The 24,524-nt window shown below is 74.2% G+C and carries 21 protein-coding genes; 5 read left to right on the top strand and 16 right to left on the bottom strand.

Features of this window, described 5'->3' with window-relative positions; genetic code table 11:
• Positions 1–18 precede the first annotated feature (18 nt).
• Entirely contained in the window at positions 19–1,695 is a 1,677-nt protein-coding gene (locus tag BUE29_RS03365; RefSeq protein WP_084180737.1) for a PucR family transcriptional regulator, read from the bottom strand.
• A 116-nt stretch (positions 1,696–1,811) separates the two neighbouring features.
• On the opposite strand from BUE29_RS03365, the gene BUE29_RS03370 reads away from it, so the two are divergent.
• Positions 1,812–3,278: an amidohydrolase family protein gene (locus BUE29_RS03370; RefSeq protein ID WP_073385875.1), complete on the top strand. Its 1,467-nt coding sequence runs from the start codon at positions 1,812–1,814 to the stop codon at positions 3,276–3,278.
• Between the two features lie 13 nt (positions 3,279–3,291).
• On the opposite strand, the gene menC is transcribed toward BUE29_RS03370, so the two are convergent.
• From menC to BUE29_RS03420, 10 genes are all read right to left on the bottom strand, one after another.
• Positions 3,292–4,398 (bottom strand): o-succinylbenzoate synthase, encoded by a 1,107-nt coding sequence (gene menC / locus BUE29_RS03375; RefSeq protein ID WP_073385878.1) that lies wholly within the window; start codon positions 4,396–4,398, stop codon positions 3,292–3,294.
• Entirely contained in the window at positions 4,395–5,336 is a 942-nt protein-coding gene (locus BUE29_RS03380; protein ID WP_200800015.1) for a GNAT family N-acetyltransferase, read from the bottom strand. The genes menC and BUE29_RS03380 overlap by 4 nt, the downstream gene beginning before the upstream one ends.
• Before the next feature lie 32 nt (positions 5,337–5,368).
• Positions 5,369–6,619, bottom strand: coding sequence for a M20/M25/M40 family metallo-hydrolase (locus BUE29_RS03385; protein ID WP_073385881.1), 1,251 nt, complete (start codon positions 6,617–6,619; stop codon positions 5,369–5,371).
• A gap of 1 nt (position 6,620) precedes the next feature.
• Entirely contained in the window at positions 6,621–7,388 is a 768-nt protein-coding gene (locus BUE29_RS03390; protein WP_073385884.1) for an ATP-binding cassette domain-containing protein, read from the bottom strand.
• Entirely contained in the window at positions 7,385–9,373 is a 1,989-nt protein-coding gene (locus BUE29_RS03395; RefSeq protein WP_084180646.1) for a dipeptide/oligopeptide/nickel ABC transporter permease/ATP-binding protein, read from the bottom strand. The genes BUE29_RS03390 and BUE29_RS03395 overlap by 4 nt, the downstream gene beginning before the upstream one ends.
• Complete coding sequence (locus BUE29_RS03400) at positions 9,373–10,359, bottom strand: ABC transporter permease (protein ID WP_073386957.1); 987 nt, start codon at positions 10,357–10,359, stop codon at positions 9,373–9,375. Before BUE29_RS03400 ends, BUE29_RS03395 begins: the two co-directional genes overlap by 1 nt.
• Positions 10,360–10,387: 28 nt before the next feature.
• Positions 10,388–11,980, bottom strand: coding sequence for an ABC transporter substrate-binding protein (locus BUE29_RS03405; RefSeq protein WP_073386960.1), 1,593 nt, complete (start codon positions 11,978–11,980; stop codon positions 10,388–10,390).
• Positions 11,977–13,389 (bottom strand): serine hydrolase domain-containing protein, encoded by a 1,413-nt coding sequence (locus BUE29_RS03410; protein ID WP_073385887.1) that lies wholly within the window; start codon positions 13,387–13,389, stop codon positions 11,977–11,979. Before BUE29_RS03410 ends, BUE29_RS03405 begins: the two co-directional genes overlap by 4 nt.
• 99 nt (positions 13,390–13,488) lie before the next feature.
• Positions 13,489–14,109, bottom strand: a complete 621-nt coding sequence (locus BUE29_RS03415) for a ubiquitin-like protein (RefSeq protein WP_073385890.1) — start codon at positions 14,107–14,109, stop codon at positions 13,489–13,491.
• 174 nt (positions 14,110–14,283) lie between these two features.
• Positions 14,284–14,667 (bottom strand): DUF2255 family protein, encoded by a 384-nt coding sequence (locus BUE29_RS03420; protein ID WP_073385893.1) that lies wholly within the window; start codon positions 14,665–14,667, stop codon positions 14,284–14,286.
• 93 nt (positions 14,668–14,760) lie between these two features.
• Here BUE29_RS03420 and BUE29_RS03425 point away from each other — a divergent pair, with 93 nt between their 5' ends.
• The 4 genes from BUE29_RS03425 to BUE29_RS03440 all read left to right on the top strand — a co-directional run bounded on the left by BUE29_RS03425 (position 14,761) and on the right by BUE29_RS03440 (position 17,816).
• The gene (locus BUE29_RS03425; protein WP_073385896.1) at positions 14,761–15,051 is read left to right on the top strand and encodes a peptidase associated/transthyretin-like domain-containing protein; all 291 of its coding nucleotides are present in this window, start codon (positions 14,761–14,763) and stop codon (positions 15,049–15,051) included.
• Between the two features lie 67 nt (positions 15,052–15,118).
• Positions 15,119–16,369, top strand: coding sequence for an HNH endonuclease signature motif containing protein (locus BUE29_RS03430; RefSeq protein ID WP_073385899.1), 1,251 nt, complete (start codon positions 15,119–15,121; stop codon positions 16,367–16,369).
• A gap of 97 nt (positions 16,370–16,466) precedes the next feature.
• Positions 16,467–17,051, top strand: coding sequence for a TetR/AcrR family transcriptional regulator (locus BUE29_RS03435; RefSeq protein ID WP_073385903.1), 585 nt, complete (start codon positions 16,467–16,469; stop codon positions 17,049–17,051).
• 87 nt (positions 17,052–17,138) lie between these two features.
• Positions 17,139–17,816, top strand: a complete 678-nt coding sequence (locus BUE29_RS03440) for a ScbR family autoregulator-binding transcription factor (RefSeq protein ID WP_073385907.1) — start codon at positions 17,139–17,141, stop codon at positions 17,814–17,816.
• Here BUE29_RS03440 and BUE29_RS03445 read toward each other — a convergent pair.
• The 5 genes from BUE29_RS03445 to BUE29_RS03465 form a co-directional block, all read right to left on the bottom strand.
• A complete protein-coding gene (locus tag BUE29_RS03445; protein ID WP_073385910.1) occupies positions 17,808–19,388 on the bottom strand; it encodes a CPBP family glutamic-type intramembrane protease in 1,581 nt (526 codons plus the stop codon). The genes BUE29_RS03440 and BUE29_RS03445 overlap by 9 nt on opposite strands.
• Positions 19,389–19,588: 200 nt before the next feature.
• On the bottom strand, positions 19,589–20,716 hold the full coding sequence (locus tag BUE29_RS03450; protein ID WP_073385913.1) for an LLM class flavin-dependent oxidoreductase: 1,128 nt from the start codon (positions 20,714–20,716) through the stop codon (positions 19,589–19,591).
• The gene (locus BUE29_RS03455) at positions 20,713–21,786 is read right to left on the bottom strand and encodes an LLM class flavin-dependent oxidoreductase (RefSeq protein WP_073385916.1); all 1,074 of its coding nucleotides are present in this window, start codon (positions 21,784–21,786) and stop codon (positions 20,713–20,715) included. Before BUE29_RS03455 ends, BUE29_RS03450 begins: the two co-directional genes overlap by 4 nt.
• Before the next feature lie 24 nt (positions 21,787–21,810).
• A complete protein-coding gene (locus BUE29_RS03460) occupies positions 21,811–23,190 on the bottom strand; it encodes an NtaA/DmoA family FMN-dependent monooxygenase (protein ID WP_073385919.1) in 1,380 nt (459 codons plus the stop codon).
• 26 nt (positions 23,191–23,216) lie between these two features.
• Positions 23,217–24,431, bottom strand: a complete 1,215-nt coding sequence (locus tag BUE29_RS03465; RefSeq protein ID WP_073385922.1) for an LLM class flavin-dependent oxidoreductase — start codon at positions 24,429–24,431, stop codon at positions 23,217–23,219.
• Between the last annotated feature and the right edge of the window lie 93 nt (positions 24,432–24,524).

Raw genomic sequence — 24,524 nt, forward strand, 5'->3', positions numbered from 1 at the left:
GGCGATCACCCACGCGCATCAGGACGCGATGACGCGCAACTGCAGCATGGCGACGAACCTGGCATCGGCGTCGGCGAGGTCGATGCCGCCGACCTCGCCGAGCCGGCGCAGCCGGTACCGGAACGTGTTGGGGTGCACGTGCACCGCGGCCGACGCCGCCACGACGTCGCCGAACGCGTCCAGCCAGGCGCGCAGCGTGTCGACGAGGCTGGAGCCGTGCTCGGCGTCGTAGGCGAGCAGCCGGGCGACGGATCCGGTGGGCCGGTCGCCCCGCGCGTTCACCATGTCGCGCAGCTCGATGAGCAGTGACTCGACGTGGACGTCGGCCAGCCGCGCGGCCGCGCTCGCTCCCGAGCGGCTGCCGCGCTCGCGCAGCGCCCGCAGGGCGCGGTCGGCGCAGCTCTTGGCGTAGGCGAGCCCGACGACGTCCTCGGCGACCGGGCCCACGCCGACCACCGCGTGCACCTTCCTGCCGACCCGCTCGAGGAAGTCGCCCGCGATCTGCACGGCCCGCTCCTCGGCCAGCGTCCCGTCGCCGTGACGCACCGGCACGAGGCCGTAGGACACGCCGGCGATGAGGGCGACGGCGGCCCGCGGGTGGAAGGCGCTCAGGTGCATCGCGAACGCGTCGCTGATGCGCTGCCGCTCGTTGGCCAGCGCGGCGTCGGCGCTCATCACGTCGCTGCCGTCGCCGGTGCCGTCCGCCTCGGGCTGGACGACCGAGAGCGCCAGCACGACCACGGGCTGGTCGACGAGGCCGAGGCGGCGTAGCGCGCCCGGTGCGCCGCTGCCGCCCTCGAGCGCGGTACCGAGCAGGTCGGCACGCAACCGTCGCTCGACGTCGGCCCCGGCCCGGACCCGCAGCATGTGCAGGGCGACGAGCTTGGCGGCGTCCTGGAGCGCGGTCGCGCGATCCTCGGTCAGCGGCTCGCGCACCGCCGCCCAGATCGAACCCAGCAGCTCGCTGCCCGCGCGGACGCCGGCGGCGACCCGCGGCACCGAGAAGCCGCCGTCGCCCATCGGCACCGGGTCGACGTGCACCGGCCGGTCGCTGCGCGCCAGGTCGCGGAACACGCCGCGTTCGACGAGCACGCGCAGGTAGCGCTCGGGCACCTGCCGGCCCAGGATGGTCTCGACGCGTGACGAGTCGGCCTCGTCCTGCCGACCGGAGAACGCGAGCACCCGCGAACCGCGGTCCTCGATCGTCACCGGTGCGTCCAGCAGGGCCGCGACGGCGTTGGCGAGCGCGAAGAGGTCCCCGGCGGGCAGCCCGCCCAACGACTCCGCGTCGTCGACGCCGACGTCCCCCTCGGCCACCAGCACCCGCAGCATCGCCGCGAGCTGCGTCCAGGACGCGCCGCGGGCGAGCTCGAGCAGGGCGACGCCGGCCTCGCGGGCCGCCGTCATCACCTCGGCGGTGGCGACGAGGGGCGCGCGCAGGACCACGCCGACCGCGCCCTGCTCCCCCACCTGCCGGACGAGGCGCACCACGTCGTCGCCGGTGCCGACGCCGACCGCGAGCACCAGTGAACGTGGCGGCAGCGCGGTGTCGTCGAGGGGATCGTGGATGGTGATGCCGCCGAGCTCCGCGGCGTCGTCCGGATCGCCGTGGACGAGCGTGAGCAGCGTGCCCCCGAGGTCGTGCAGCACCCGGGCGAGGCTGGTGCGGGCGAGAGCGGGCACGGACGCGAGCACCACCTGACAGTAGGGCGGGTGTCGTCGAGCCTAGTTCATCCGCCGCCACCAACCGGGACCGCGAATTGGTACGCGCCGACGACCTCGGGCGGCCCGCGGTGCACTTGACTGGCGGGGTGCTGATCCTGCGAGGGGGCCGGGTGATCGACCCCGGCTCGGACTTCGACGCCGTGGCCGACGTGACGATCGACGGCGCGACCGTGACGGCGGTGGGGCCGGCGACGGCCGGGCCGGGCGACACCGTCGTCGACGTGGCCGGGTACGTCGTGGGGCCCGGGTTCGTCGACCTGCACAGCCACGTGCACTCGGTGGCCGGCCAACGGCTGCAGGCCATGGACGGCGTCACCACCGCGCTCGACCTGGAGGCCGGGCTCATGCCCGTCGAGCGGGCCTACGACGAGGCGGCCCGCGCCGGCCGGCCACTGCACTACGGCTTCTCGGCGTCGTGGGCGGCGGCGCGGGCGCAGGTGCTGCTCGGTGACGAGCCCGACGCGTCGATCTGGACCACGCTCGCCCTGCTCGGCCGCACGGACTGGCAGCGTTCGTCGTCGGTCGCCGAGCGGGAGCGCTGGCTCGGCCTGCTCGAGCGCGAGCTGGCCGGCGGCGCGCTCGGCATCGGCATCCTGCAGGGGTACGCGCCGCGCACCGACCCGGCGGAGTTCACCGCGGTGGCGGCACTGGCCGCCCGCGCCGGCGCCCCCACGTTCACGCACGTGCGGGAGCTCGTCGAGGCCGACCCCACCACTCCCGTCGACGGGTCGCACGAGATCGTGCGCGCGGCCGCGGAGACCGGCGCGGCCATGCACCACTGCCACGTCAACAGCACGTCGCGCCGGCACGTCGAGCGCGTCCTCGCGCTGCTCGACGACGCCCGCGCGGCCGGGTCGCGGGTCAGCGTCGAGTGCTACCCCTACGGTGCGGGCGCGACCGCGATCGGCGCCGCCTTCCTCGCTCCGGAACGGCTGCCGGCGTGGGGGCTGCAGCCGTCGGACCTGGTCGTCGTCGAGACCGGCGAGCGCGTCGCGGACGAGGCGCGGCTGCGCGCGTTGCGCCGGGACCAGCCGGAGATCGAGTGCCTGGTCGAGTTCCTCGACGAGGACGACCCGGCCGACCTCGCCCACCTGGAGCGCGCGCTCGCCTACCCCGACGCCATCGTGGCCAGCGACGCCGGTCCGGTGCTGTGGGCCGATGCGCGCGACACCCGGGCCTGGCCGCTGCCGCCCGGCGGCCGCACCCACCCCCGGACCGCCGGCACCTACGCCCGGTCGCTGCGGGTGATGGTGCGCGAGACGGGTACGTGGAGCTGGCCCGACGCCTTCCGGCGCTGCTCCTACCTGCCCGCCCGGCTGCTCGACGAGGTCGCGCCGGCGGCCCGCACCAAGGGCGTGCTCCGCGCCGGCGGCGACGCCGACGTCGTGGTGCTCGACCCCGACGCCGTCACCGACACCGCGACGTACGCCGACGGCGCCCGGCCCTCCCGCGGCGTGCGGCACCTGCTGGTCGCCGGCACCTTCGTCGTCCGCGACGGCGAGCTGCAGCCCGACGCGTACCCCGGCCGCGGCCTGCGCGGCGTGCCCCGCTGAGCGCGCCGGCGGGTCAGCAGGGCAGCCAGGTGGTCGACGTCGTGACCTCGGCGAGCCGCTCGGGAACCGGGACGACGCCGATGCCGGGCCCGCGCGGCACCGCGAGGTGGCCGTCGGCGAGCACGAACGGCTCGGTGACGTCGGTGCGGTAGTAGCGGTCCGAGGCCGAGGTGTCGCCGGGCAGCGTGAAGCCCGGCAGCGCGGCGAGGGCGACGTTGGCCGCGCGCCCGAGCCCCGTCTCGAGCATGCCGCCGCACCACACCGCCACGCCGTGCGCACGGCAGACGTCGTGGATGCGCCGTGCCTCGAGGTACCCGCCGACCCGCCCGGGCTTGATGTTGACGATCCGGCAGGCGCCGAGCGCGATCGCGGCCGCGGCCGAACGGGCCGAGGTGATGGACTCGTCCAGGCAGACGGGGGTGCGGACGAGGCGGGCGAGCTCGGCGTGGCCGAGCACGTCGTCCTCGTCGAGCGGCTGCTCGATCAGCAGCAGGTCGAACGGGTCGAGCAGGGCCAGGTGCCGGGCGTCGTCGAGGGTGTAGGCGGTGTTGGCGTCGACCTGCAGCGCCACGTCGTCACCGAAGCGCTCCCGGACGGCACGCACCGGCTCGACGTCCCAGCCCGGTTCGATCTTGAGCTTGATGCGCAGGTAGCCGGCGTCCAGGTACCCGGCGACCGCGTCGAGCAGCTGCGGTATCGAGTCCATGATGCCGACGGACACCCCGGCCGGCACGGCGTCGCGCACCGCGCCCAGCTCGCGGGCGAGCGGCCGGCCGAGCGCGCGCAGCTCGGCGTCCAGCAGCGCCGTCTCGAGCGCCGCCTTGGCCATCGGATGCCCCTTGAACCGGGCGAGCAGCGGCCCGACGCGCTGCGCGTCGAGCTCCGGCGCGGCGGCGAGGGCCGGGACCAGGAAGCGGGTGAGGACGTCCGCGGCGGCGTCGACGTACTCCGGTGAGTAGGCCGGGTCCGCCATCGCGACGCACTCGCCCCACCCCTCGGCGTCGTCGGTCACCGCGCGGACGAGCAGCACGTCGCGGTCGGTCTGCGTGCCGAACGACGTCCGGAACGGTGCGACGAGCGGCAGCGCGATGCGCCGCAGCTCCACCCCGACGAGCTTCACGATGCGGTCCCTTCTCCCGACGCCGCGGCGGATCCGCGACGCACGACGTACCACCCGGCGCGGTCGAAGCCCGCGACGTGCGCGCCGTCGGCCAGCAGCACGCCCAGCGTGTCGCGCAGCGCCTGCCGCCACCGTCGGGCGACCGCGGGCGACGCCGCGCGCAGGGCCTCGACGTCCGCGGGCACGGCGACGAGCAGGGTGTCGCCGTCGAGGGACCCGACGACCGGCTCGCCGCCCTCGGACACCGCGAGCGCCGTGACGACCCCCTGCCGCCGCATCGTGCCGACGTCGACCGGCGCCGGCCGGCCCTCACCCGCCCGGCGTGCGGCGGGCGACGTGAGGTGCCAGTGCACGAGGAGGCGGTCGGTGTCGTCGTCGCTGTTCAGCGCGTCGCGCATCGGACCGTAGAAGTTCGGCAGGTACTCGACCGGCCGGGCCCCCAGCTTCACCAGGTTGAAGTAGGCGTTGCGACCCACGAGCGGGTCGAAGGTCCATCCCACGACCGAGACGCCGTGCGCCAGCGCCCACGCCCGCTGGTGCAGCTTCAACGCGAAGCCGACGCTGCGGGCACGGGCGTCGGGCGACACCCCGGCGATGTGGCTGTGCAACGCGTCATGCGACGGCGCGGCGAAGAAGCCGACGCACGCGCCGACCAGCGTCTCGCCGTCGAACGCGGCGGCGACGTAGTTGCCCGCCTTGCCGAAGGCACGCATCAGCTCGGTCGTCACCGGCGGGTGCTTGCCCGGTTGCCAGATGGCCTCGAACAGTCGGTCGACGGCGTCGAGCTCGGCCAGGCTGCCGACCTGGCGCACGCGGACGCCGGACGCGCGTGCCGCGGCATCGGCGACGCGGATCGCGTCGGCGAGCGCGGCGTCGGCCGGGACCGACGGCAGGGCGGGCCGAGCCGTCACGGTCGGTGCGTCGTCGAGATCGGTCATGCGCTTCATCCTGATCACGTGCTCGGCGCCGGTCATGGTCGCGGCCCACGAGTTCGTGCCGTCGCGCTGGTCGGGGCGGACGGGACGCCGGTCACCCCCGGCTCGGCCGACGGGTCGGTGGGCGGGTCCGTGTGCGGGTTGGTGGGCGGGTCGGCGAGCAGATCGGCGACGAGCGCGCTCAGCAGCGCGGTGCGGGGAGCGAGCTCGGCGACGAGGACGTGCTCGTCGTCGGCGTGCGCGCCCCCGCCGGCCGCGCCCAGCCCGTCGAGCGTCGGCACGCCCAGCGCGGCGGTGATGTTGCCGTCCGACGCGCCGCCCACCGCGACGCGGCGCAGCGGCGGCGAGCCGAGCGCGTCGGCGAGCCGCGCCGCGCGGTCGAACAGCGCCGTCGAGACCCCGGCCTCGAGCGGCACGCGATTGGGTCCCCCGTCCACCACGACGGTGGTGCCGGGCGTGCGGGCCGGCAATCCGCGGATCGCGGCGTCCACCCGCTGCTGCTCGGCCGCGCTCGGGACGCGGACGTCGACGCGGACCTCGCCGAGGGCCGGGACGGTGTTGGTCGTCGTGCCCGCGGCGAGGAGCGTCGGCGTCACCGTCGTCCCGGCCACGGGATCGGCGAGCTCGGTGATCGCGAGCACCTGGTGGGCGAGCTCGACGGTGGCGTTGGCGCCGTCCTGCGGCGCGAGCCCCGCGTGGGCCGCCCGACCGTGCACCCGCACCGTGTAGAGCGAGACGCCCTTGCGTTCGGTCTTCAGTGCGCCGTCGTCGGCCGCCGCCTCCAGGACGAGCACGGCGCGGGCCCCGCGCGCCTCGTCCTCGATCAGCCCGCGCGAGGTCGGCGAGCCGACCTCCTCGTCACCGGTGACGAGGATCGTGACGCCGTCACGCTCGGGCAGCGCCGCCACCGCGTGGAAGGCCATCACCAGCCCGGCCTTCATGTCGAAGCAGCCGGGCCCGCGCAGCACCCCGTCGTGCGTGGTGCTCGGATGACGCTCCAGGGTGCCGAGCGGCCACACCGTGTCGTGGTGCCCGAGCAGCAGCACGCGGGTCGCCGCGTTCCCGAGGCGCCAGACGAGGTGCGCGCACCCGTCGCGCTCGACGCGGATCGGGGCGGCGCCGAGCACGGCCGTCCCGACCTCGGCCACGACGTCGGCGCTGCGCGTCACCGCGGCCGGGTCGGCCGACGGCGACTCGCACCCCACGAGCGTGCCGATGTCGGCGACGATCGCGTCGGTCACGGCGCGGAATCGCTCGACCAGCTCGGGGGACGGCAGCACACCCACGTCAACCCACCTGCCCCGTCGGGACCGAGCGGCGCGTGAACTCGGGCACCGCTGCCAGCAGCTCGCGCGTGTACTCGTGCTGCGGATCGGCGAGCAGCTCGGCGGCCGGCCCGAACTCCACCACGCGACCGAGGTACATGACGGCGATGTGGCTCGCGACGTACCGCACGACGGCGAGATTGTGCGCGATGAACAGCATCGTCGTCCCCAGCTCCTGCTGCAGCGTGCGGACGAGGTTCAGGATCGTGCCCTGCACCGAGACGTCGAGGGCCGACGTGATCTCGTCGGCGACGAGGACGTCCGGGCGCGCGGCGAGCGCCCTGGCGATCGCCACCCGCTGCCGCTGGCCGCCGGAGAGCTGGGCGGGGTAGGCGTCGACGTGCTCGGCGAGCAGGCCCACGTGCTCGAGGGTCTCGACCACGGTGGCGCGCCGCTGCGCGCTCGTGCCGGTCCCGATCGCCTCGGCCACCGAGCGACCGATCGTCATGCGCGGGTCGAGGGAGGCGTACGGGTCCTGGAACACCAGCTGCAGCGGACGCGGGCCGCGACGGGGAACCGGTCTCCCGTCGAGCAGGATGCGCCCGGCGGTGACCGGCGTGAGCCCGACCGCGGCGCGGGCGAGCGTCGACTTGCCCGACCCGGACTCGCCGACCAGGCCCACGACTCCGCCGTCGGGCACCACGAGATCGACCGCGTCGACCGCCGTGTGCGCGTGTCGGCCGGTGCCGTAGCGCACGGTCACCGCCTCGAAGCGCAGCTCGCCGCTCACGAGCGCTCCTCCCCCGCGTGCCAGCAGGCGACCCGTCGCCCGGGGCCGGCGGCGACGAGCGCCGGATCGTCGCGGCGGCAGCGGTCGTCGGCGAGCGGGCACCGGGGCGCGAAGGCGCAGCCGGGCGGCAGGTCCGCCGGGTCGGCCGGGCGGCCGGGGATGGCCGGCAGCGGTCGGTCGAGCGGCGTGGTCATGTCCGGCACGGCGGCGACCAGTGCGCGGGTGTAGGGGTGCAGCCCGCCACCGCCCAGCTCGTCGGCCGGCAGCTCCTCGACGATGCGCCCGGCGTACATGACGAGCACGCGGTCGCAGACCTGCGCGATCACGCTGACGTCGTGACTGATGAGCAGCAGCGCGGCGTCCTGCTCGCGCCGGATCGAGGCGAGCAGGTCGAGCACCTGCTGCTGCACGGTGACGTCGAGCGCGGTCGTCGGCTCGTCGGCGACGATGAGGGCGGGGCGGCCCATCAGCCCCAGGCCGATCATCGCGCGCTGTCGCATGCCCCCGCTGAACTCGTGCGGCAACTGCCGCGCCCGCCGTTCGGGTGCGGGGATGCGCACCGCGCGCAGCCGGTCGACCGCACGCTCACGGGCGGTGCGGCGCGAGGCGCCGTGGTGCGCCCGGGCCAGCTCGGCGAGCTGCGCGCCGACCCGCTGCGTCGGGTTGAACGAGGTCGCCGGGTCCTGGAAGACCAGGGCGAACTTCGTCCCGAGCAGGGTGCGGTGTGCGCGTGGGCCGCCGCGCAGGTCGGTGCCCAGGAAGCGCAGCCGGCCCGCCCCGACGCGCAGCGGGTGCTCGACGAGCTGCGCGACGGCGAGCGCGGTGAGCGACTTGCCCGAGCCGGACTCGCCGACGACGCCGACCGCGTCGGCCGGGCCGATGGTGAAGCCGACGCCGCGCACGAGCTCGACCGGGCCGTCGACACCCGGCCGGGTGACACGTAGGTCGGCGACGTCGAGGACGGCGTTCTCGTCGGGTGCCGAGCCGTCGTCGGCTGCGCCGGCGTCGGCCGGCCGGCCGGCACCGGCGGCGCCTCGCCTGCTCCGACCGGACGTCCGGCCGAGCGTCGTCGGCGCGCCGATGGCCGTCGCCACCGCCTCGCCGAAGAGGTTGAACGCCAACCCGGTGACCAGGACGGCGGCACCGGGCAGCAGGGCCTGCCCCGGGTTCTCGTAGATGCGGTCGAGCCCGTCCTTGAGCAGCCGTCCCCAGTCGTAGTCGGGCGGCTGCACGCCGAGGCCGAGGAAGGACAGGCCGGCGAAGGACAGCAGCGCCGAGCCCGCGCCGATGGTGGCGTTGACGACGAGCGGACCGGCCACGTTGGGCAGCATGTGCCGTCCCAGCACCCGCAGCCGGCCGACCCCGGCGACCCGCGCCGCCGCCACGAAGTCGCGCTCCGCCACCGCCGCGAGCAGGGTCTGCACGAGTCGGGCGTACGCGGGGACGCCGGCCACGCCGATGGCGAGCACCGCACCCTTCACGCCCACCCCGAAGACGACGGCGAAGAAGAGCGCGACGAGCAGCGGCGGGAACGCCACCGCGACGTTGACGACGGCGTCGCATACCCGCCCGGCACGGCGGCCGACCAGCGCCGGCAGGCTGCCGAGCAACAGCCCCCCGCCGACGGTGATCGCGGTGGCCAGCAGCGCCAGCGCGACCGACAACCGGGTGCCGACCAGCGTGCGGTAGAACAGGTCGCGGCCGAGGTTGTCGGTGCCGATCAGGTGGCTGCCGGACGCGCCCTCGAGCATGTGCGAGACGTCGACGGCGTCGGCCCGCCCGCTCCACGCCAGCGGCGCCACGACCGCGAGCACCAGCACCGCGAGCAGGATGACCGCCGCCGTGGCGCCGACCGGGGTACGGAAGGCGCGCCACCATCGCGCGCGCGGCCGCGCCCGTCGCGACGCCGCGCGGCCGGGCTCCGGTTCCGCGGGCTCGAGCCGGACGGGCTGCGGTTGCGCGAGCTGCGGTTGGGAGATCGTCATCAGCTGTCCCGGATGGTGGAGCGGGGGTCGAGCAGCGCGAGGGCGACGTCCACCACGGTGTTCACCAGCAGCACGCCGAGGCCGTAGACGAGCACGATGCCCTGCACGAGCGGGTAGTCCTTGTTCAGGATCGACTCCACGATCGTCTGCCCGATGCCGTGCCAGTTGAAGACGCTCTCGACGAGCACGGTGCCGGCCACCATCGCGCTGAGCAGCAACCCCGCCAGCGTCAGCGATGCGGTCAGCGCGTTGGGCAGCGCGTGGCGCAGGTAGACCCGCGCCCGCGACAGCCGCTTGGCCCGCGCGGTGCGGACGTAGTCGGCGCCCAGCACGCCGACCATCTCCACGCGCACGATGCGCGCGAGGATGGCCGCCGGCCCGACGGCGAGCGAGATCACGGGCAGCACGTACGAGCTCGCGCCCACACGTTCGCCGACCGGCAGCCAGCCCAACCGAATGCCGAAGACGTAGACGAGCACGACCCCGAGGACGAAGTCGGGGATGCTCGCGACGACGACGCTGCCCGTGGTGAACGCGAGCTCGGTCCGCCGGCGGCGGCCGTGACCCGTCAGCACGCCCGCGACGACGCCGATCGGCACGGCGAGGACGACGGCCAGCAGGAAGGCCAGCACCGCGAGTGCGAGCGTCGCGCCCAACCGGTCGCCGATCACCTGCGAGACCGGCAGGCCCTTGCCCGTCGACGTCCCCATCCGGCCGTGCAGCAGCCCGTTCAGGTAGCGGCCGTACTGCACCGCCAGCGGTTCGTCGAGGCCGAGCTGGTGCCGGCGGGCCCGGACCAGCGCCGCCGGCGCGGTCGGCCCGAGCGCGGCGCGGACCGGGTCGCCCGGCACCAGATGGATCATCGCGAACGACGCGGTGACGAGCACCCACACCGAGGCGACGAGCCGCACTGTGCGCCGGAGCGCGAACCGCACCCACGGGTTGTCGCGCACCCGGTCGGCCGGCTCGGCGGCCGGGGTCGCCACCGCGGTCACGTCGACCGCCCGCCGCCGGTCAACTCGCGCGCATCCTGATGCTGGTCGGCACCAGCACGCCGGGCGTCTCGAAGGTCGCCTTGCTGCCGTAGGTCTTGAGCACCTGATCGGCGAAGGGCACCGCGTCGGCGTTGCGGACGAGGTTCGCCTCGGCCGCGAGCCACGCCGCGCACCCCCGCTGGCCCTGCTGCTTGGAGGCCTGCGCGACGCCGGCCTGGTACGCCTTGTTCTGGATGTGCGCGAAGTTGGTGCCGTCCGGCGGCACGGCGCCGGACAGGAAGGGCACGAGCTGGTCGGGGCTGCTGACGTTCACCGCGAGCCACGCGACGTCCCAGTCACCACTGCCGAAGATGGTCTGCGACAGCGCCGCGGAGTCCTGCGACTTGAACGTGATCGCGGCGCCGAGCTGCTTCCACGTCTGCTGCGCGAGCTCGGCCGCCGACGAGCCGGCCGAGCCGAGGGCTGCGTTGATCAGGAACGTCAGCTGCAGCTTTTTCCCGCCCTTGCTGCGGACCCCGCCCGCGCCGGCCCGCCATCCCGCGGCGTCCAGCGCGCGCTTGGCGGCGGCCAGGTCGTGCTTGGGCAGGGCGGCCGCGACCGAGTTGCCCCGGCATGCCACCGGCGGGTTCGCGGCGAACACGGTGCCCGGGGTGCCGCGGCCGGAGGTGACGACCTTGGCCAGCTCGGCGAGGTCGACGGCCTGCGTGAGGGCCTTGCGCACGGCGGGGTCCGCTCCGGGGCGCGAGCCGCCCTGGTTGAACCACATCTCGCCGGCGACGCTGCTGGTCTTGGTGCTGAACAGCCCGGCGCGGTCGAGCCGCTGGGAGTCCGGGCCGGCGATCGCCGCCGCGTTCAGTCCACCCGAGGTGAGCAGGTTCGCCGCCGTGCTCTCGTTGGCGACGACCTTGGCGACGATCTTCGCCGGGATCCCCGCCGTGGCGGTGGTGGCCCCGGCCGGCCCCCAGCGGTACCCCTTGCGCACGGCGTAGGTGTACTGGTCACCGCTCGCGGAGGTGAGCTGGAACGGGCCGGTACCGCTGGTCTTGCGGGCGAGCAGGCCGCGGTTCTTCATGCCCGCGGCGCACACGATCGGCAGGTTGGCCAGGCCTTCGAGCAGGAACGGTGCCTGCTGCGGCGTGGTGAGGGTGACCGTGCCCGTCCCGGTCGCCTTCGCCGTCGCCCCGGCGGGGATGTAGGTGCCGGCCAGCGGGCTCTTGTTCTTGGGATTCGCGACGTAGGTCAGGTTCGCCGCGACGTCGGCGGCGGTGAGCGGCGTGCCGTCGGCACACGTGACGCCCCGGGTCAGCGTGAACGTCGCGGTGGCGCCGGCGACCTGCCACTTCGCGGCGAGCCCGGAGCTGATCTTGCCGTCGTTGCCGAGGTGCACCAGCGGGTCGTAGGCGAACTGCGCCAGTTGGATGTTGCCGTTGACGACGCTCGCCTGCGGGTCCAGGTTGCCGGGGTCGGCGGTGAGTGCGTAGGCGAACGTCGCGCCGGAGACGACCTTGCCGCCGCCCTTGCTGCTGTCGGCCGGGCGCGAGGTCGACCCGCAGCCGGCAAGCACCGCACCCGCGAGCCCGACGGCGACCGCGGTGACGAGGGCGCGTCTCATCGCGCGGGCTCCGGCGTCGCGTCCGCCGACACCCACGGCAGCGCCCGGCCGATGTGCAGGTACGCCACGTGCCCACGTCCGTCGTCGCCGACGAAGACGTGCGGCAGGTGCATGCCGCGATCGGGCTCGAGTGGGATGAACGTGTCGTTCTCGAAGTGGACGAGCTCGCGCCGCTCCGGTTCCTCGCCCATCTCGGCGAAGATGCCCTTGGGGATCTGGTCGAGCCAGATGCGGCCCTCGTCGTCCTCGCTGACGACCACGTCGGCGACCTGGATGGAGTAGGTGCCCACGTAGCGCGACATGTCGACGCGCTTCGGCTCGGCGGGCGGCACGGTCAGCGGGGGCAGCTCGACGCCCGCGAGGTCGGCCAGGATCTTGCCGACGACGTCGCGGTAGAGCGCGTGCGAGTCGCCGCCGTTGCACAGCAGCGCCACCGCGACGTCGCTGTCCGGGGAGATGCGCAGGAAGCCGGCCTGCCCGATGGTGTTGCCGTCGTGGCCGATCACGGTGCCGCCGTCGAGGTCGAAGATCTCCCAGCCGAGCCCCCAGGCGTTGCCCAGGACCTTGAAGCCGGGCAGCTCGACCTGCCGCTGCGTCATCGCCGCCACGGTGTCGGCCGCCAGCACCTGCGTGCCGTCCGCGGCCGCGCCCTGCGACAGGTGCATCCGGGCGAAGGCCACGAGGTCGCGGGGGCGCATGCTCAGCATCGCGCCGGCCGGGCCGTTGGAGCGCGGCAGCGCCCAGACCGGCGCGACCTGCTGCGGGGCGTCGGGCGAGAGCTTCACGTGACCGATCGCGGCGCGGTAGCGGATGGCGTCGTACGGTCCGGTGGCCGCGTGCTCGAGCCCGAGCGGCGCGAAGAGGTACTCGCGCAGACACTCGTCGTACGTCTTGCCGCGCAGCACCTCGACGAGGCGGCCGAGCACGCAGTACCCGGCGTTGTTGTACGAGAACCGCTCGCCCGGCGCGAACAGCTGCGGCACGTCGGTCAGCTGCGTCACGAACTTCTCGACGCAGTCGTCGCCCGGGCCGGTGTCGGTGAAGATGTCGCCCTCGAAGCCGCCGGTGTGGCTGAGCAGCTGGCGCACCGTGACGCGGCGGGCGGCCTCGGCGTCGGCGAGGCCCAGGTCGGGCACGTACGTGACGACCGGGGCGTCGACGTCGACCAGGCCCTCGTCGGCCAGCTGCAGCACGAGGGAGGCCGTCCAGACCTTGGTGATCGAGCCGATCTGGAACACCGAGTCCGGGGTGGCCTCGACACCGGTGTCGGTGTTGAGGACGCCCGCGGCGTGATCCACGACGTCGTCGCCGACGGCCACGGCGACGGCGGCGCCGGGGACGTCGTGCTTCGACAACAGGGCGGGGAGTTCGTCGTCGAGCCAGGCACTGACCTCGCTGAGGTTCGTCATCGCCTGAACGTAGGAGCGTGTCGCCGCCCGGTGTTCGTCGCGCACGACAAGACCCGCGGGGACGATGTGTCGACCCGCACCAAGCGCGGGCCGGGCGCCTCAGTGCTGTCGGGCGCGGCAGGGGCGCAGCCGTTCCTTGGACGCGGCGAGCAGGACGGCGACACCGACGAGCACGGCGCCGGCGCCGACGGCCGCGGTCGCCGTCACCTGACCGGCTCCGGTGTCGGCCAGCCCGGCGCCCTGCGCGACGGCCGAGGCGGACGCGACGAGGGGCGCGGCGCCCTCGGACGAGCGGGCCGACGTCGTGCCGGGGTCGACGGTCGTGGTGGCCGCCGCCGCGGTCGTGGTGGTCGTCGTCGCGGTCGTGGTGGTCGTCGTCGTGCTCGTCGGCGTCGGGGCCGTGGCGGTGGTCGGGGCAACCGACACGGTGGCCGTCGGGACGGCGGTGGTCGTCGGGTCGGTGGGGGCCGTCGTCGTCGGGGAGGGCGTCGGCGTGCTCGTCGAGGCGAGCACCAGCCGGATCGTGCTCTCCTTCTGGATGTTGTAGTCCGACAGCGTGCGGCCGTCCTCGAGCTCCTTGCCCATGAACACCAGCGTCTGCTGCTCGGGTGGGAAGCCCGCCTGGTCCTGGATCTTGGCCTTGACGTTCTCGATCGAGTCGCTGGGCTCGACGTCCAGCGTGATGGTCGCGCTGCTGGGCAGCTGGACGAAGATCTGCATGCGCTCGCTCCTGCGCACGGTCGGCGCACGTCTGTCGTGGGGTTCGTGCGGACCATCGGCAGGTCGGCGCGGTACCTGAACGCGCTCTGCCGGGTTGGCCCCACGCGAGCGCGGTCGATCGATCGTCGTGACCGCGCTCGCATGGGGCCAGCGGGCGCGGCGTAGGCGCTGGGGTCAGGACGACGCGTCGAGCCGGAGCGTCGCGGCTGCGGCCTCGTCGCCGGTCATGCGGTCGACGGTCGCCGCGCCGTACTGCCCGTACTTCACGCGGTACGCGGCGTCGATCCGCGCGCGCAGGCCGCCGTCGTCCCGGCCGACGTCGGTGACGATGGCGTCCCGCTCCACGCCGGGCACCCGGACGTGCGCGCGTCCCGAACGCAGCACGTGACCGAACCAGCCGGTGTCGCGCCGGTGCCACGTGCGCACGTAGGCGGTCCGGTCGATCTGGACCACCCAGACCGGCAGCGGCCTCGCGAGCGTGCCATCGGCCCGCAACGCGGCGAGGTGCAGTTCCTCGGCCCGGGCGAGCCTCGCGAGCTCCTCCGTCGACCACGCCACCGACCCACCGCCTTTCCCCCGCCCTCGCGTCCAGGATGTCAGCCGTCCGTGGCGGAACCGCGGATCAGACCGCCGCCGTGCGACGCTGCCCGGATGGGCGTCGTCCGTGTCTCCTGCGATCGATGGCTGGGGCTGGGTGCGAAGTACGTGGCGTCAGTGGACGGCCGGGAGGTCGGGCGGCTCGGTCGCCGCGTCGAGACGGTGTCGGCGTCGGTCGACGTCGGGTCGCATCGCGTGACGGTCGAGTACGCCGGCAACCGCACCGCTCCCGTCGACGTAAACGTCACGGCCGGCACGGAGGTGCGCCTCGAACTCGTCTTCGCGTCACGCCGGCCCCGTCAGGCCAGGGCCCAGCTTCACCCGGGCACGAGGGCAGAGCTCTGAGCCGGGGTTGTCCACAGGCTGCGTTCGACGATCGTCGGGTGTCGGTCCCGACAGTAGAATCGAACGTATGAGCAGCGTTGTCGACGACCTGGTGCCGGTCGATCTGGCGCGCTGCGACGACGACGTCCTGCTCGCGTCGTGGCGGGAGCTGGAGCGCACGCGCAACCGGCTGGCGGCGATGGAGCACCGGTTGATCGCCGAGGTCGAGCGGCGGGGGTTGCCGTTCACCTATGGGGCGCGGAACACGGCGGCGTTCGTGCGGGCGTTGCTGCGGGTGCATCCGCGCGAGGCCGTGGCGCGGGTGCGGGCGTCGGCTGCGGCCGCGCCGATCACCACGTTGACCGGTGAGGTCGTGCCGGCGCCGTTCCCGGTCGTGGCGGCGGCGCAGGCGGCCGGCACCATCTCACCCCGGCACGCGCAGGTGATCGTCGCCGCGGTGCAGCGGCTGCCCGACGTGGTGCAGGTCGAGCACGGCGCCCGCGTCGAGGCCGACCTCGTCGGGTACGCGACGCAGTTCGATCCGTACCAACTCGGCACGCTGGCGCTGCGGGTGACGACGCTGCTCGATCAGGACGGCGCCCTGGCCGACGTCGCCTACCGCGAGCGGCACCGGGACCTGACGATCCGGCAACGCCCCGACGGGTCCGCCAGCATCAGCGGGGAGGCCACCGCCGAGCTCGCCGAACGGCTGCTCACCGTCCTCGACGCGCTCGCCGCACCCAAGCCTTCTATCGACGGCACGAAGGACCCGCGCACCGCCGGCCAACGCCGCCACGACGGCCTGCTCGACGCACTCGACCTCGTCCAACGCGCCGAACTACTCCCGTCGGTGGCCGGGATCAGCGCCACCGTCCTGCTCACCACCACCGCGGCCAACTGGTCCAGCGGTGACGGCGTGACGACGACCGGGCACGGCGCGCTCCTGCCCACCCGCGAAGCGGTCCGCATCGCCGGCGGCGACGCCCGCACCATGACCATCCAGCTCGACGACCAGGGCGCCGTCGTGACTCACACCGACGCGCGCAGACTGTTCACCGAGACCCAGCGGCTCGCCCTGATCGCCCGCGACGGCGGCTGCACCTTCCCCGGCTGCGACACCCCACCCGCCTGGACCCAAGCCCACCACGTGACCGACCACGCCCGAGGCGGCCCCACCACCATCGCCAACGGCACCCTCGTCTGCGGCCACCACCACCGACAACACCAGAGACAAGGCTGGCGATCCGTCATCAACGACGGCCGCCCCGCCTGGCTCCCCCCACCCTGGCTCGACCCCCAGCAACGCCCCCGCACCAACCCCCACGTCAGCCCCGGCTGACGATCCGAGCGCGGGGTCTTCGCAGAACGCTCGTTCTGCTGGACAAGTCAGTCGATCCGTCCAAGCCGAACGTTCGTTTTGCTATTACGCTGACCCGGTGCCCAAGGTCAGCCAGCAGTACCGCGACGCGCGGCGGGCGCAGATCCTCGACGCCGCGAAACGCTGCTTCCTGCGCCACGGGTTCCGCGGGACGTCGATGCAGCAGCTGTTCGCCGAGGCGGGGCTCTCCTCCGGCGCGTTCTACGGCTACTTCGCCAGCAAGGAGGACGTCGTCCTCGCCGTCGCCGAGGAGAACCTGCTCGACGTCGCCAGCCTGCTGCGCCGGCTCGCCGCCCACACCGATCGCGCCGGACTCGGCGACGCGGTCGCGGCGGTGCTCACGCTCGTCCGCGACAAGCATCGCCGCGGTGACGTCGGATCCCTCGCCGTGCTCGTGTGGGCCGAGGCCCTGCGCGACCCGCGCATCGCCGAGCGGCAACGGGCCGCGCTCGCCCGCATGCGCGCCGACCTCGCCGAGGTCGTCCGGCGGCGCTCGGCCGACACCACGGCGGGCGCCGATCCCGACGTGGTCGCCGGCCTGGTGACGAGCGTCGTCTCGGGCTACCTGCTGCAGCTGGCGGTGTTCGGCGAGGACGCCGTCGTCGGGATCCCCGAGGCGGTCCGCACGCTCTGGGCGGCCTGAGCCGTCGCCGCCGGAACGGCCGGACGGGGGCAGGGAGGATGGTCACGGACTCGGCTGCACCGGCAGCCGGGCGGAAAGGAGGAGCGCGTGGACGATCCGAGGACGCCACACCGGTCCGCGGCCGCGGCCACCGGCCGCGCGGCAGCCGACTCGACCGGCCGCGACCGGCCGATGCAGCAGCGTGCCGCGCGCACCCGCGCTCGGTTGCTCGCAGCGGCGGCCGAGGTGTTCGACGAGGTCGGCTACCTCGCGGCGACCCTCGACGAGATCGTGTCCCGGGCGGGCGTGGCCAAGGGCGCGCTGTACTTCCATTTCGGCTCCAAGGGCGAGCTGGCCGCGGCCGTGGTGACCGCCCACCACACCGCCTGGGCGGCGCTGGCCCAGGACGCCGCGGCGGGTGCGCCCGACGCCTTGACCGGGCTGGACCGGATGATCGACGGCGTCACGCAGCTGTTCGTCGCCAGCCCCGTCACCCGCGCGGCCACGCGGCTGGCCAACGAGCACCACGTCATCGACACGCCGGTCGCGGAGCCCTTCGTCGGGTGGATCGGCCGCGTGACGGAGACGCTGCGCGCGGGCAAGCGGGACGGTTCGGTCGCCGCTCACGTCGTGTGCGCGCCGGCCGCGCGCTCGATCGTCGCGTCGTACTACGGGGTGCAGGCCGTGTCGTTCCGACTGACGCGCGGCAGCGACCTGCCGGCCCGCGTCACCGAGTGGTGGGCGATGCTGCGCCCGACCGTCGCCGCGCAGCCCGCGTCAGCATGACTGCGCCTGCCCGGCGACCCAGGCGGTCCGGGCCTGCGACTCGAGCGTCGCGCGCATCCGCGTCAGCAGCGGCGCGAAGTCGCCCCCACGGCTGATCAGCTCGCCGATGCGGTCCGTGTTCGGATCGGTGCGGGCGATCCCGCACTCGAGGGCCAGCACGACGAACGCGGCGCCGGCCGAGTCCATCTGCTCCCGTCCACCCTGTGCGGCCCGCGCCACCGCCGCGACGAGTCGCTCGGCGTGGCCGGGGTCGACGTCGGTGTAGCGGGTGCGGCCGAAGCGCGTCACCCGCCGCAGCACCCCCGCGGCGACGAGATCGTCGAGCACCAGGTGCAGGGTCGGCTGCCCGCGCTGCAGCAGGACCTCGAGGGGCGGAGTGGGCCGCGAGATCAGCGCCTCGACGAGGCGCCGCGCTGCCGGCATGCGGGTCCATGCGCTGCCCGGGACGAACGCGTCGGCCGTGCCGTGCACGACGTCGGTGCGCAGCAGGTCGACGATGAGCGCGGCGCGGGCCGCACGGGCCACCGCCGCGTGGTTGCCGATCCGGCCGCGGCCACGGTGCAGGACCGCGCGCAGCAGATCGCTGCACACACTGTTGGTCCAGGTGAACTCGACGGCCGGCCGGTTCGGGTAGGACCCGCCGCCGCCCCATCGCGTCGTGGCCGGCGCCGCGAGGTAGGGCACGGCCTGGCCGGGCGGCAGGGCGATGCCCGCGCCGTGGCCGGCCGCCACCGGGTACGGGGCCGCCGGGCGGGGCGCTCCCGGGGCCGGGACCGGCGCGGTGCCGTAACGCGCCCAGCGCGACACGAGAACGGTGGCCTGCAACATCGCCTGCACCAGCACCGGCAGCACCAGGCTGCCGGTGCTCAGATAGAGGCCGGCGGTGAACAGGCCCAGCGCGGCGACGAAGGTGACGGAGCGGGGGCCGTGGCGCACCGCCGCCAGGGCGTACACCGCCGACACGAGCACGACCCCGAGCACGGGGGCGAGCCCGGCCGGGCCGACGAGCACACCGAGCAGCAGGCCGCGGAACAGCAGTTCCTGCTGCAGCGGCACCAGCACGACGGCGATGACGACCAGCGACCAGGTGAGTGGCTGCGTCTGCGCCCATGCCACCCGCGCCGACGACGCCCGCGACGGCTGCGACGCCTGCGGTCGCGGCGCCGTCGACCCGACCGCCGTGCTGCGGGTGCGCAGCAGCAGCCGTCCCAGCCCGATGCCGAGCGGGAAGGCGGCCACGAGCGCCACCGTGGCGACGAGACCGGTGTGGGACGGCGTCCGGATGCCGATCGCGCTCGCCCGCAACCGCGAATCGGCCGCGACCGCGCCGAGGACGAGTCCCAACGTGACCACCTGACCGATACCCACCGCGGGCGCGGTCACGGGTCGTCTCGACGCGGCGTCGCGATGACCCGCGAGCGCCAGGCCGAGCTGGTAGAACGGCGTCCAGCCGACCAGCACCACCAGGAACCGGAGCGAGAGCAGCACGATCGCCATCGCTCCGAAGCGTGGTTCGATCCACTCGAAGGTCACGACCCGCTCCCCGTACGCCGCGCCGGGTGCGTCACGCACGGACCACCCTCGACCCGCCTCGCGGACGGGCCGCATCGAATCTAGCAGAGAACAAACCGACCAGTCGGTTATGGTTCGGAGTGACGGGCGAGGTCAGCCGGCGACCACGCGGGTGACGACGGCGGCGGCCGGTACGTCCGCCACGAGGGCCGAGGTGTCGACGTAACCGCGCCACCAACGTCGCAGCCAGCGCCGAGCGGTCATCGTCGGTCCCACTCCTCGGCCAGCAGCGCGAAGGAGCGGACGCGGTCGGCGTGCCCGTGCGTGATGGTGGTGACGAGCAGCTCGTCGGCGCCGGTGGCGTCGCGCAGCCGTTCCAGCTGGTCGGCGACCTGGGAGGCGGTGCCGACGAACTGCGTCTCGATGCGGTCGGTGACGAGGTCGCGGTCGGCGTCGGTCCAGCCGTGCCGGCGCGCCTCGTCCGGCGTGGGGAACCGGATCGCACCCTCACCGCTGCGGATGCTGCGCACCCACAGCGCGTACCCGGTCGCGAGCTCGCGGGCGGTCGCCTCGTCCGGGCCGACCACGACGTCGGCCGACACCGTGACGTAGGGGCGGTCGAGCTCGGTCGAGGGACGGAACGCCGCGCGGTACCCGTCCACCGCCTCGAGCACGCTGCCGGGGCTCACGTGGTAGTTCGCGCCGAAGCGCAGGCCCCGCTCCCCCGCCACCGTCGCACTCTCGCCGCCGCTGCTGCCGAGGACCCACACCTGCACCGCCGCGTGCTCGCCCGGGACGACGTGCGCCTCCTGCCCGTCCTTGACGTAGCGGCCCGCGAGCAGGTCCAGGATGTCGCCGACCTGTTCGGTGTAGTTCTGCGGCGTCGCGTCGGGCTGGGTGAGCAGCGTCTTCTGCAGCACGAAGCGGGGAGAGGCGAGCAGCGCCGCCGGCGAGAACTTCCCGGGGATGCGCAGCCCGTTGTCGGTCCAGCCGTCGGTGACGCGGGTGCCGCCGCCCACGAGCGCCGGCTCCCGCCCCGCGGCGGGCTTCCCGCCCGACCGGCCGAGCCCGAGGTCGAGGCGACCGGGGTGCAACGCGTCGATGAGCCCGAACTCCTCAACCGTCGACAGCGCGGTGCGGTGCCCGAGCTGCACCGCCCCGGCACCGATGCGGATGGTCGACGTCGCCGCCGCGGTGAGCGCCAGCGTGACCGCCGGCGACGTCCCGGCGACCCCGGGGTTGAGGTGGTGCTCGGCGAACCAGTAGCGCGCGTAGCCCAGGCGCTCGGCCTGCTGGGCGAGGTCGATGCTGTTGCGCAGCGCCTCCGGCGCCGAGGACCCGGAGGAGATCGGGACGAGGTCGAGGATGCCGAGCGGCGTCGGGCTCACGAGGTCGCTCCGGTCAGTTCGGTGGCGGGCAGGGGCCACGGCGGGTCGGGGATCGAGCGGTCGAGCACCGGCGCGATCTCGCTGCGGAACAGCGCGAGCGAGTCACGGTGCTGGGCGTCGGTCAGGCCGCTCGCGTCGGCGTGCAGGTGCATCACGGTGTGGCCGAGGCGTTCGTGGTAGCGCTGCACCTTGTCGATCACCTGCTGCGGGCTGCCGATCAGCGCCGACGAGCGGGCCACGTAGTCCTCGAAGTCGGCCCACGGGTGGGGCAGGCCGGCCTCGCCGGCGCGGGCGCGCTGGAACTCGTAGATGGGCCGGTACGCCGCGAGGGCGTCCTGCGAGCGCGGGGTGGCGTAGTAGCCGGCCGACCCGGCGCCGACGACGGCGTCGGCCGGATCGTGGCCGTGCACGGCCCACCGCTCCCGGTAGAACGCGACGAGTTCGGCATAGGGCTCGATCGGATTGGTGACGTTGGCCGAGAAGAGCGGATCGCCGTGGGCGGCCGCGACCTCCACCGATTCCCGACTCGTCGCGCTGCCGTGCCAGATGCGGATGGGCTGCTGCAACGGACGTGGCCACACCTCGGCGTCGTGCAGCGCCGGACGGAACCGGGGTTCGGCGGTGACCCGACCGTCGCGCCAGATGCGTCGGAACAGCTCGAAGCTCTCGGCGTTGCGCTCCCACTGGTCCTCGGGGGTCACCGCGAACAGGTCGCGCTGCGCCGCGCCGTTGCCCTTGCCGATGATGAGCTCGAGCCGGCCGTCGGAGAGGTTGTCGAGCGTCGCGTAGTCCTCGGCCGCGCGGACCGGGTCGAGCAGGCTCAGCGTCGTCACCGCGGTGAACAGCCGGATCCGCGACGTCCGGGCCGCGAGGTGCGAGAGCACCACCGGCGGCGCGGACGAGATGAAGGGACGCTCGTGCCGCTCCCCCACGCCGAAGCCGTCGAAGCCGAGCTCCTCGGCCAGCTCGGCGTTGGCGACGACCTCGCGGAAGCGCTCGTGCGTGCTCTTCCGCTGCCCCGTCACCGGGTCCGGACCGTGGACGATCAGCGTGATCGCGAGGTACTTCACGACATCCTCCCCACGACGCCCATGTCAGGACGCCTCGCGCGCGTGACGGGGCCGGTGCGTCGCCAGTGGCCCGAGGCCCAGGTGCTCGCGCAGCGTCGTCCCCTCGTACTCGGACCGGAACGACCCGCGCTCCTGCAGCAGCGGGACGACGGTGTCGGCGAACTCGTCGAGACCGCCCGGTGTGATGTGCGGGACGAGGATGAAGCCGTCGCTGGCGTCGGACTGCACGAACCGGTCGATGGTGTCGGCCACCGTGGCGGCCGACCCGACGAACGACTGCCGGCCGGTGACCTCGATGATGAGCTCCCGGCTCGTGAGCCTCTCGGCCTCGGCCTTCGCGCGCCACTCGGTCGCGGTGACGACCGGGTCGCGGTACATCCGCACGCTGGCGCGGCCCCGGGCGATCGTGTTCTCGCCGACCACGGGGTCGACCGACGGCAGCGGGCCGTCGGGGTCGTGATCGGACAGATCCCGGTTCCACAGCTGCTCGAGGAACCTGATCGCCGTCGCCGGGCTGACCTGCTGCAGCCGCACCTCGTGCGCCTTGTCGCGTGCCTCGGCGTCGGTGTCGGCCACCACGAAGGTGGCGGCGGGCAGGATCTTCAGCTCGTCCGGGCTGCGCCCGTACTTCGCGAGCCGGCCCTTCACGTCGCGGTAGAACTCCTGGCCCGCGTCCAGCGTCGAGTGCCGACTGAAGATGGCGTCGGCGCCGGACGCCGCGAACTCGCGGCCCTCGTCGGAGTCGCCGGCCTGGAAGATCACCGGCCGGCCCTGCGGGCTGCGGGGCACCGGGAACTGGCCGCCGATGTCGAAGTGGCGGTCACGGTGCTCGAACGTGCCGGCCAGCCCGTCGGTGAGGAACCGTCCGGACTCCTTGTCGGCGACGACCTCGTCGCCGTGCCATGAGTCCCAGAGCTCCGTGGCCGTCTGCAGGAAGGTCCGTGCCCGCTCGTAGCGGTCGTCCTGGGCGAGGAAGCCGCCGCGCCGGAAGTTCTCGCCGGTGAAGGCGTCCCACGACGTGACGACGTTCCACGCTGCCCGGCCGGCGGAGAGGTGGTCCAGGGACGCGAACTGGCGCGCGACCTCGAAGGGCTCGTTGAACGTGGAGTTGATCGTGCCGGCGAGACCGAGCCGCTCGGTGACGGCGGCCAGCGCGGCGAGCACCGTGAAGGTGTCGGGGCGGCCGACGACGTCGAGGTCGTAGATGCGTCCGTTCTGCTCGCGCAGGCGCAGCCCCTCGGCGAGGAAAAGGAAGTCGAACTTGGCGCGCTCCGCGGTCCGCGCCAGATGCGCGAACGAGCTGAAGTCGATGTGGCTGCCGGCCTCCGGGTCGCTCCACACCGTGGTGTTGTTGACGCCCGGGAAGTGCGCGGCGAGGTGGATCTGCTTGCGGGGTCTGCTCACGACGGTCTCCTCGATCGGGGCGTGGGTCAGGCGGCGTAACGGTTGGCCGGTCGCGACAGACCCAGCAGCCCGCGCAACGTGGCTGCCTCGTACCCGGCGCGGAACGCACCGCGACGCTGCAGCTCGGGCACCAGCTCGCGGGTGATGCGCACGAGGTCGTCGGGGATTGCGAGCGGGCGCAGCCGGAATCCGCTCAGTCCGGCGGACTGCCGCTCCACGAGCAGGTCGGCGAGCTCGGCCGCCGTACCGGTGAAGATTTGCGCGTCGCTGCGATAAACCTCGCCGGCGACCTCGTCGAGGCGATCGACCCGGGCACGCGCGGCGGCCGCACTGTCGTCCAGGACGACGACGAGGTCGCCCCACACGTGCAGCGTGTCGTCGCCGCGGCCGGCGGACTGCTGCTCGCGGCGGACCTCGTCGACGATGCCCCGCGCGTCGTCGGTCGAGTGCGGCGTCACGTACACGAGATCGGCGGACGTCGCGGCCAGCCGGTAGGGGACGCTCTGGTGCGCGAGCACGCTCACCACCGGCTGCCCCTGCGGCGGCCGCGGCGTGATCGACGGCCCCCGGACGCTGAACCGTGCGCCCTCGAAGTCGATGTAGTGCAGCCGGTCGACGTCGACGAAGCGGCCGGAGGCGGCGTCGCGGATCTCGGCGTCGTCCTCCCAGCTGTCCCAGAGCCGCCGGACGACCTCGATCCAGTCACGGGCCTCGTCGAACAGCTCGTCGATCAGCGCGCGCACCTCCGGGGTGTCGCGCTCGGCCCAGCCGAAGCGCGGAATCGTCCGGCGGCCGAAGTGGGCGGCCTCGTGCGCCCGCGCCGACACCTGCACCCGGACGCCGGCCCGTCCGGAGCTGACGAAGTCGAGCGTGGCGATCGACTTGGACAGGTGGAACGGCTCGGTGTGCGTCGCGACCGCGGTCGGCACGACGCCGATGCCGCTCGTCGTCGGGGCGACCCGCGCGGCGATCAGCACGGCGTCGAGCCGGCCGCGCACCTGGTCGGTGCGCGGGTCGGGGCCGGACCAGTGACCGGTCTGCAAGCCCAGGGCGTCCTCGATGGTGACGAGGTCGAGCCACCCCGCCTCGGCCTCGCGGACGAGGTCGGCCCAGTAGCGGGCGTCGAACAGCTCGGCGGGGCGGGCCGACGGCTCGCGCCAGGCGGCGGGGTGCCAGCCGGCGCCGTCCAACGCGACGGCGAGGTGCAGCGGTTCGGTCGGCACGGGGCCTCCTGACGTCATCGGGCTTGCGTGGTCGGGCTCGGCGGTGGTGCTCCGGAAAACGCGTCGATCTTTCCTAGTATTCCGCTAGGGACTGTGTAAAGCCACGGCCCC

Origin of the sequence: Jatrophihabitans endophyticus (genome assembly GCF_900129455.1) — a bacterium.
GTDB classification, from domain to species: domain Bacteria; phylum Actinomycetota; class Actinomycetes; order Mycobacteriales; family Jatrophihabitantaceae; genus Jatrophihabitans; species Jatrophihabitans endophyticus.

What these genes read in the sequence shown, in the direction of transcription:
- BUE29_RS03415 (WP_073385890.1), bottom strand. Translation starts at nt 14,109, where the DNA reads ATGCAGATCTTCGTCCAGCTGCCCAGCAGCGCGACCATCACGCTGGAC.
- BUE29_RS03380 (WP_200800015.1), bottom strand. Translation starts at nt 5,336, where the DNA reads ATGACCGATCTCGACGACGCACCGACCGTGACGGCTCGGCCCGCCCTG.
- BUE29_RS03410 (WP_073385887.1), bottom strand. Translation starts at nt 13,389, where the DNA reads ATGACGAACCTCAGCGAGGTCAGTGCCTGGCTCGACGACGAACTCCCC.
- BUE29_RS03425 (WP_073385896.1), top strand. Translation starts at nt 14,761, where the DNA reads ATGGGCGTCGTCCGTGTCTCCTGCGATCGATGGCTGGGGCTGGGTGCG.
- BUE29_RS03465 (WP_073385922.1), bottom strand. Translation starts at nt 24,431, where the DNA reads ATGACGTCAGGAGGCCCCGTGCCGACCGAACCGCTGCACCTCGCCGTC.
- BUE29_RS03395 (WP_084180646.1), bottom strand. Translation starts at nt 9,373, where the DNA reads ATGACGATCTCCCAACCGCAGCTCGCGCAACCGCAGCCCGTCCGGCTC.
- BUE29_RS03430 (WP_073385899.1), top strand. Translation starts at nt 15,119, where the DNA reads ATGAGCAGCGTTGTCGACGACCTGGTGCCGGTCGATCTGGCGCGCTGC.
- BUE29_RS03405 (WP_073386960.1), bottom strand. Translation starts at nt 11,980, where the DNA reads ATGAGACGCGCCCTCGTCACCGCGGTCGCCGTCGGGCTCGCGGGTGCG.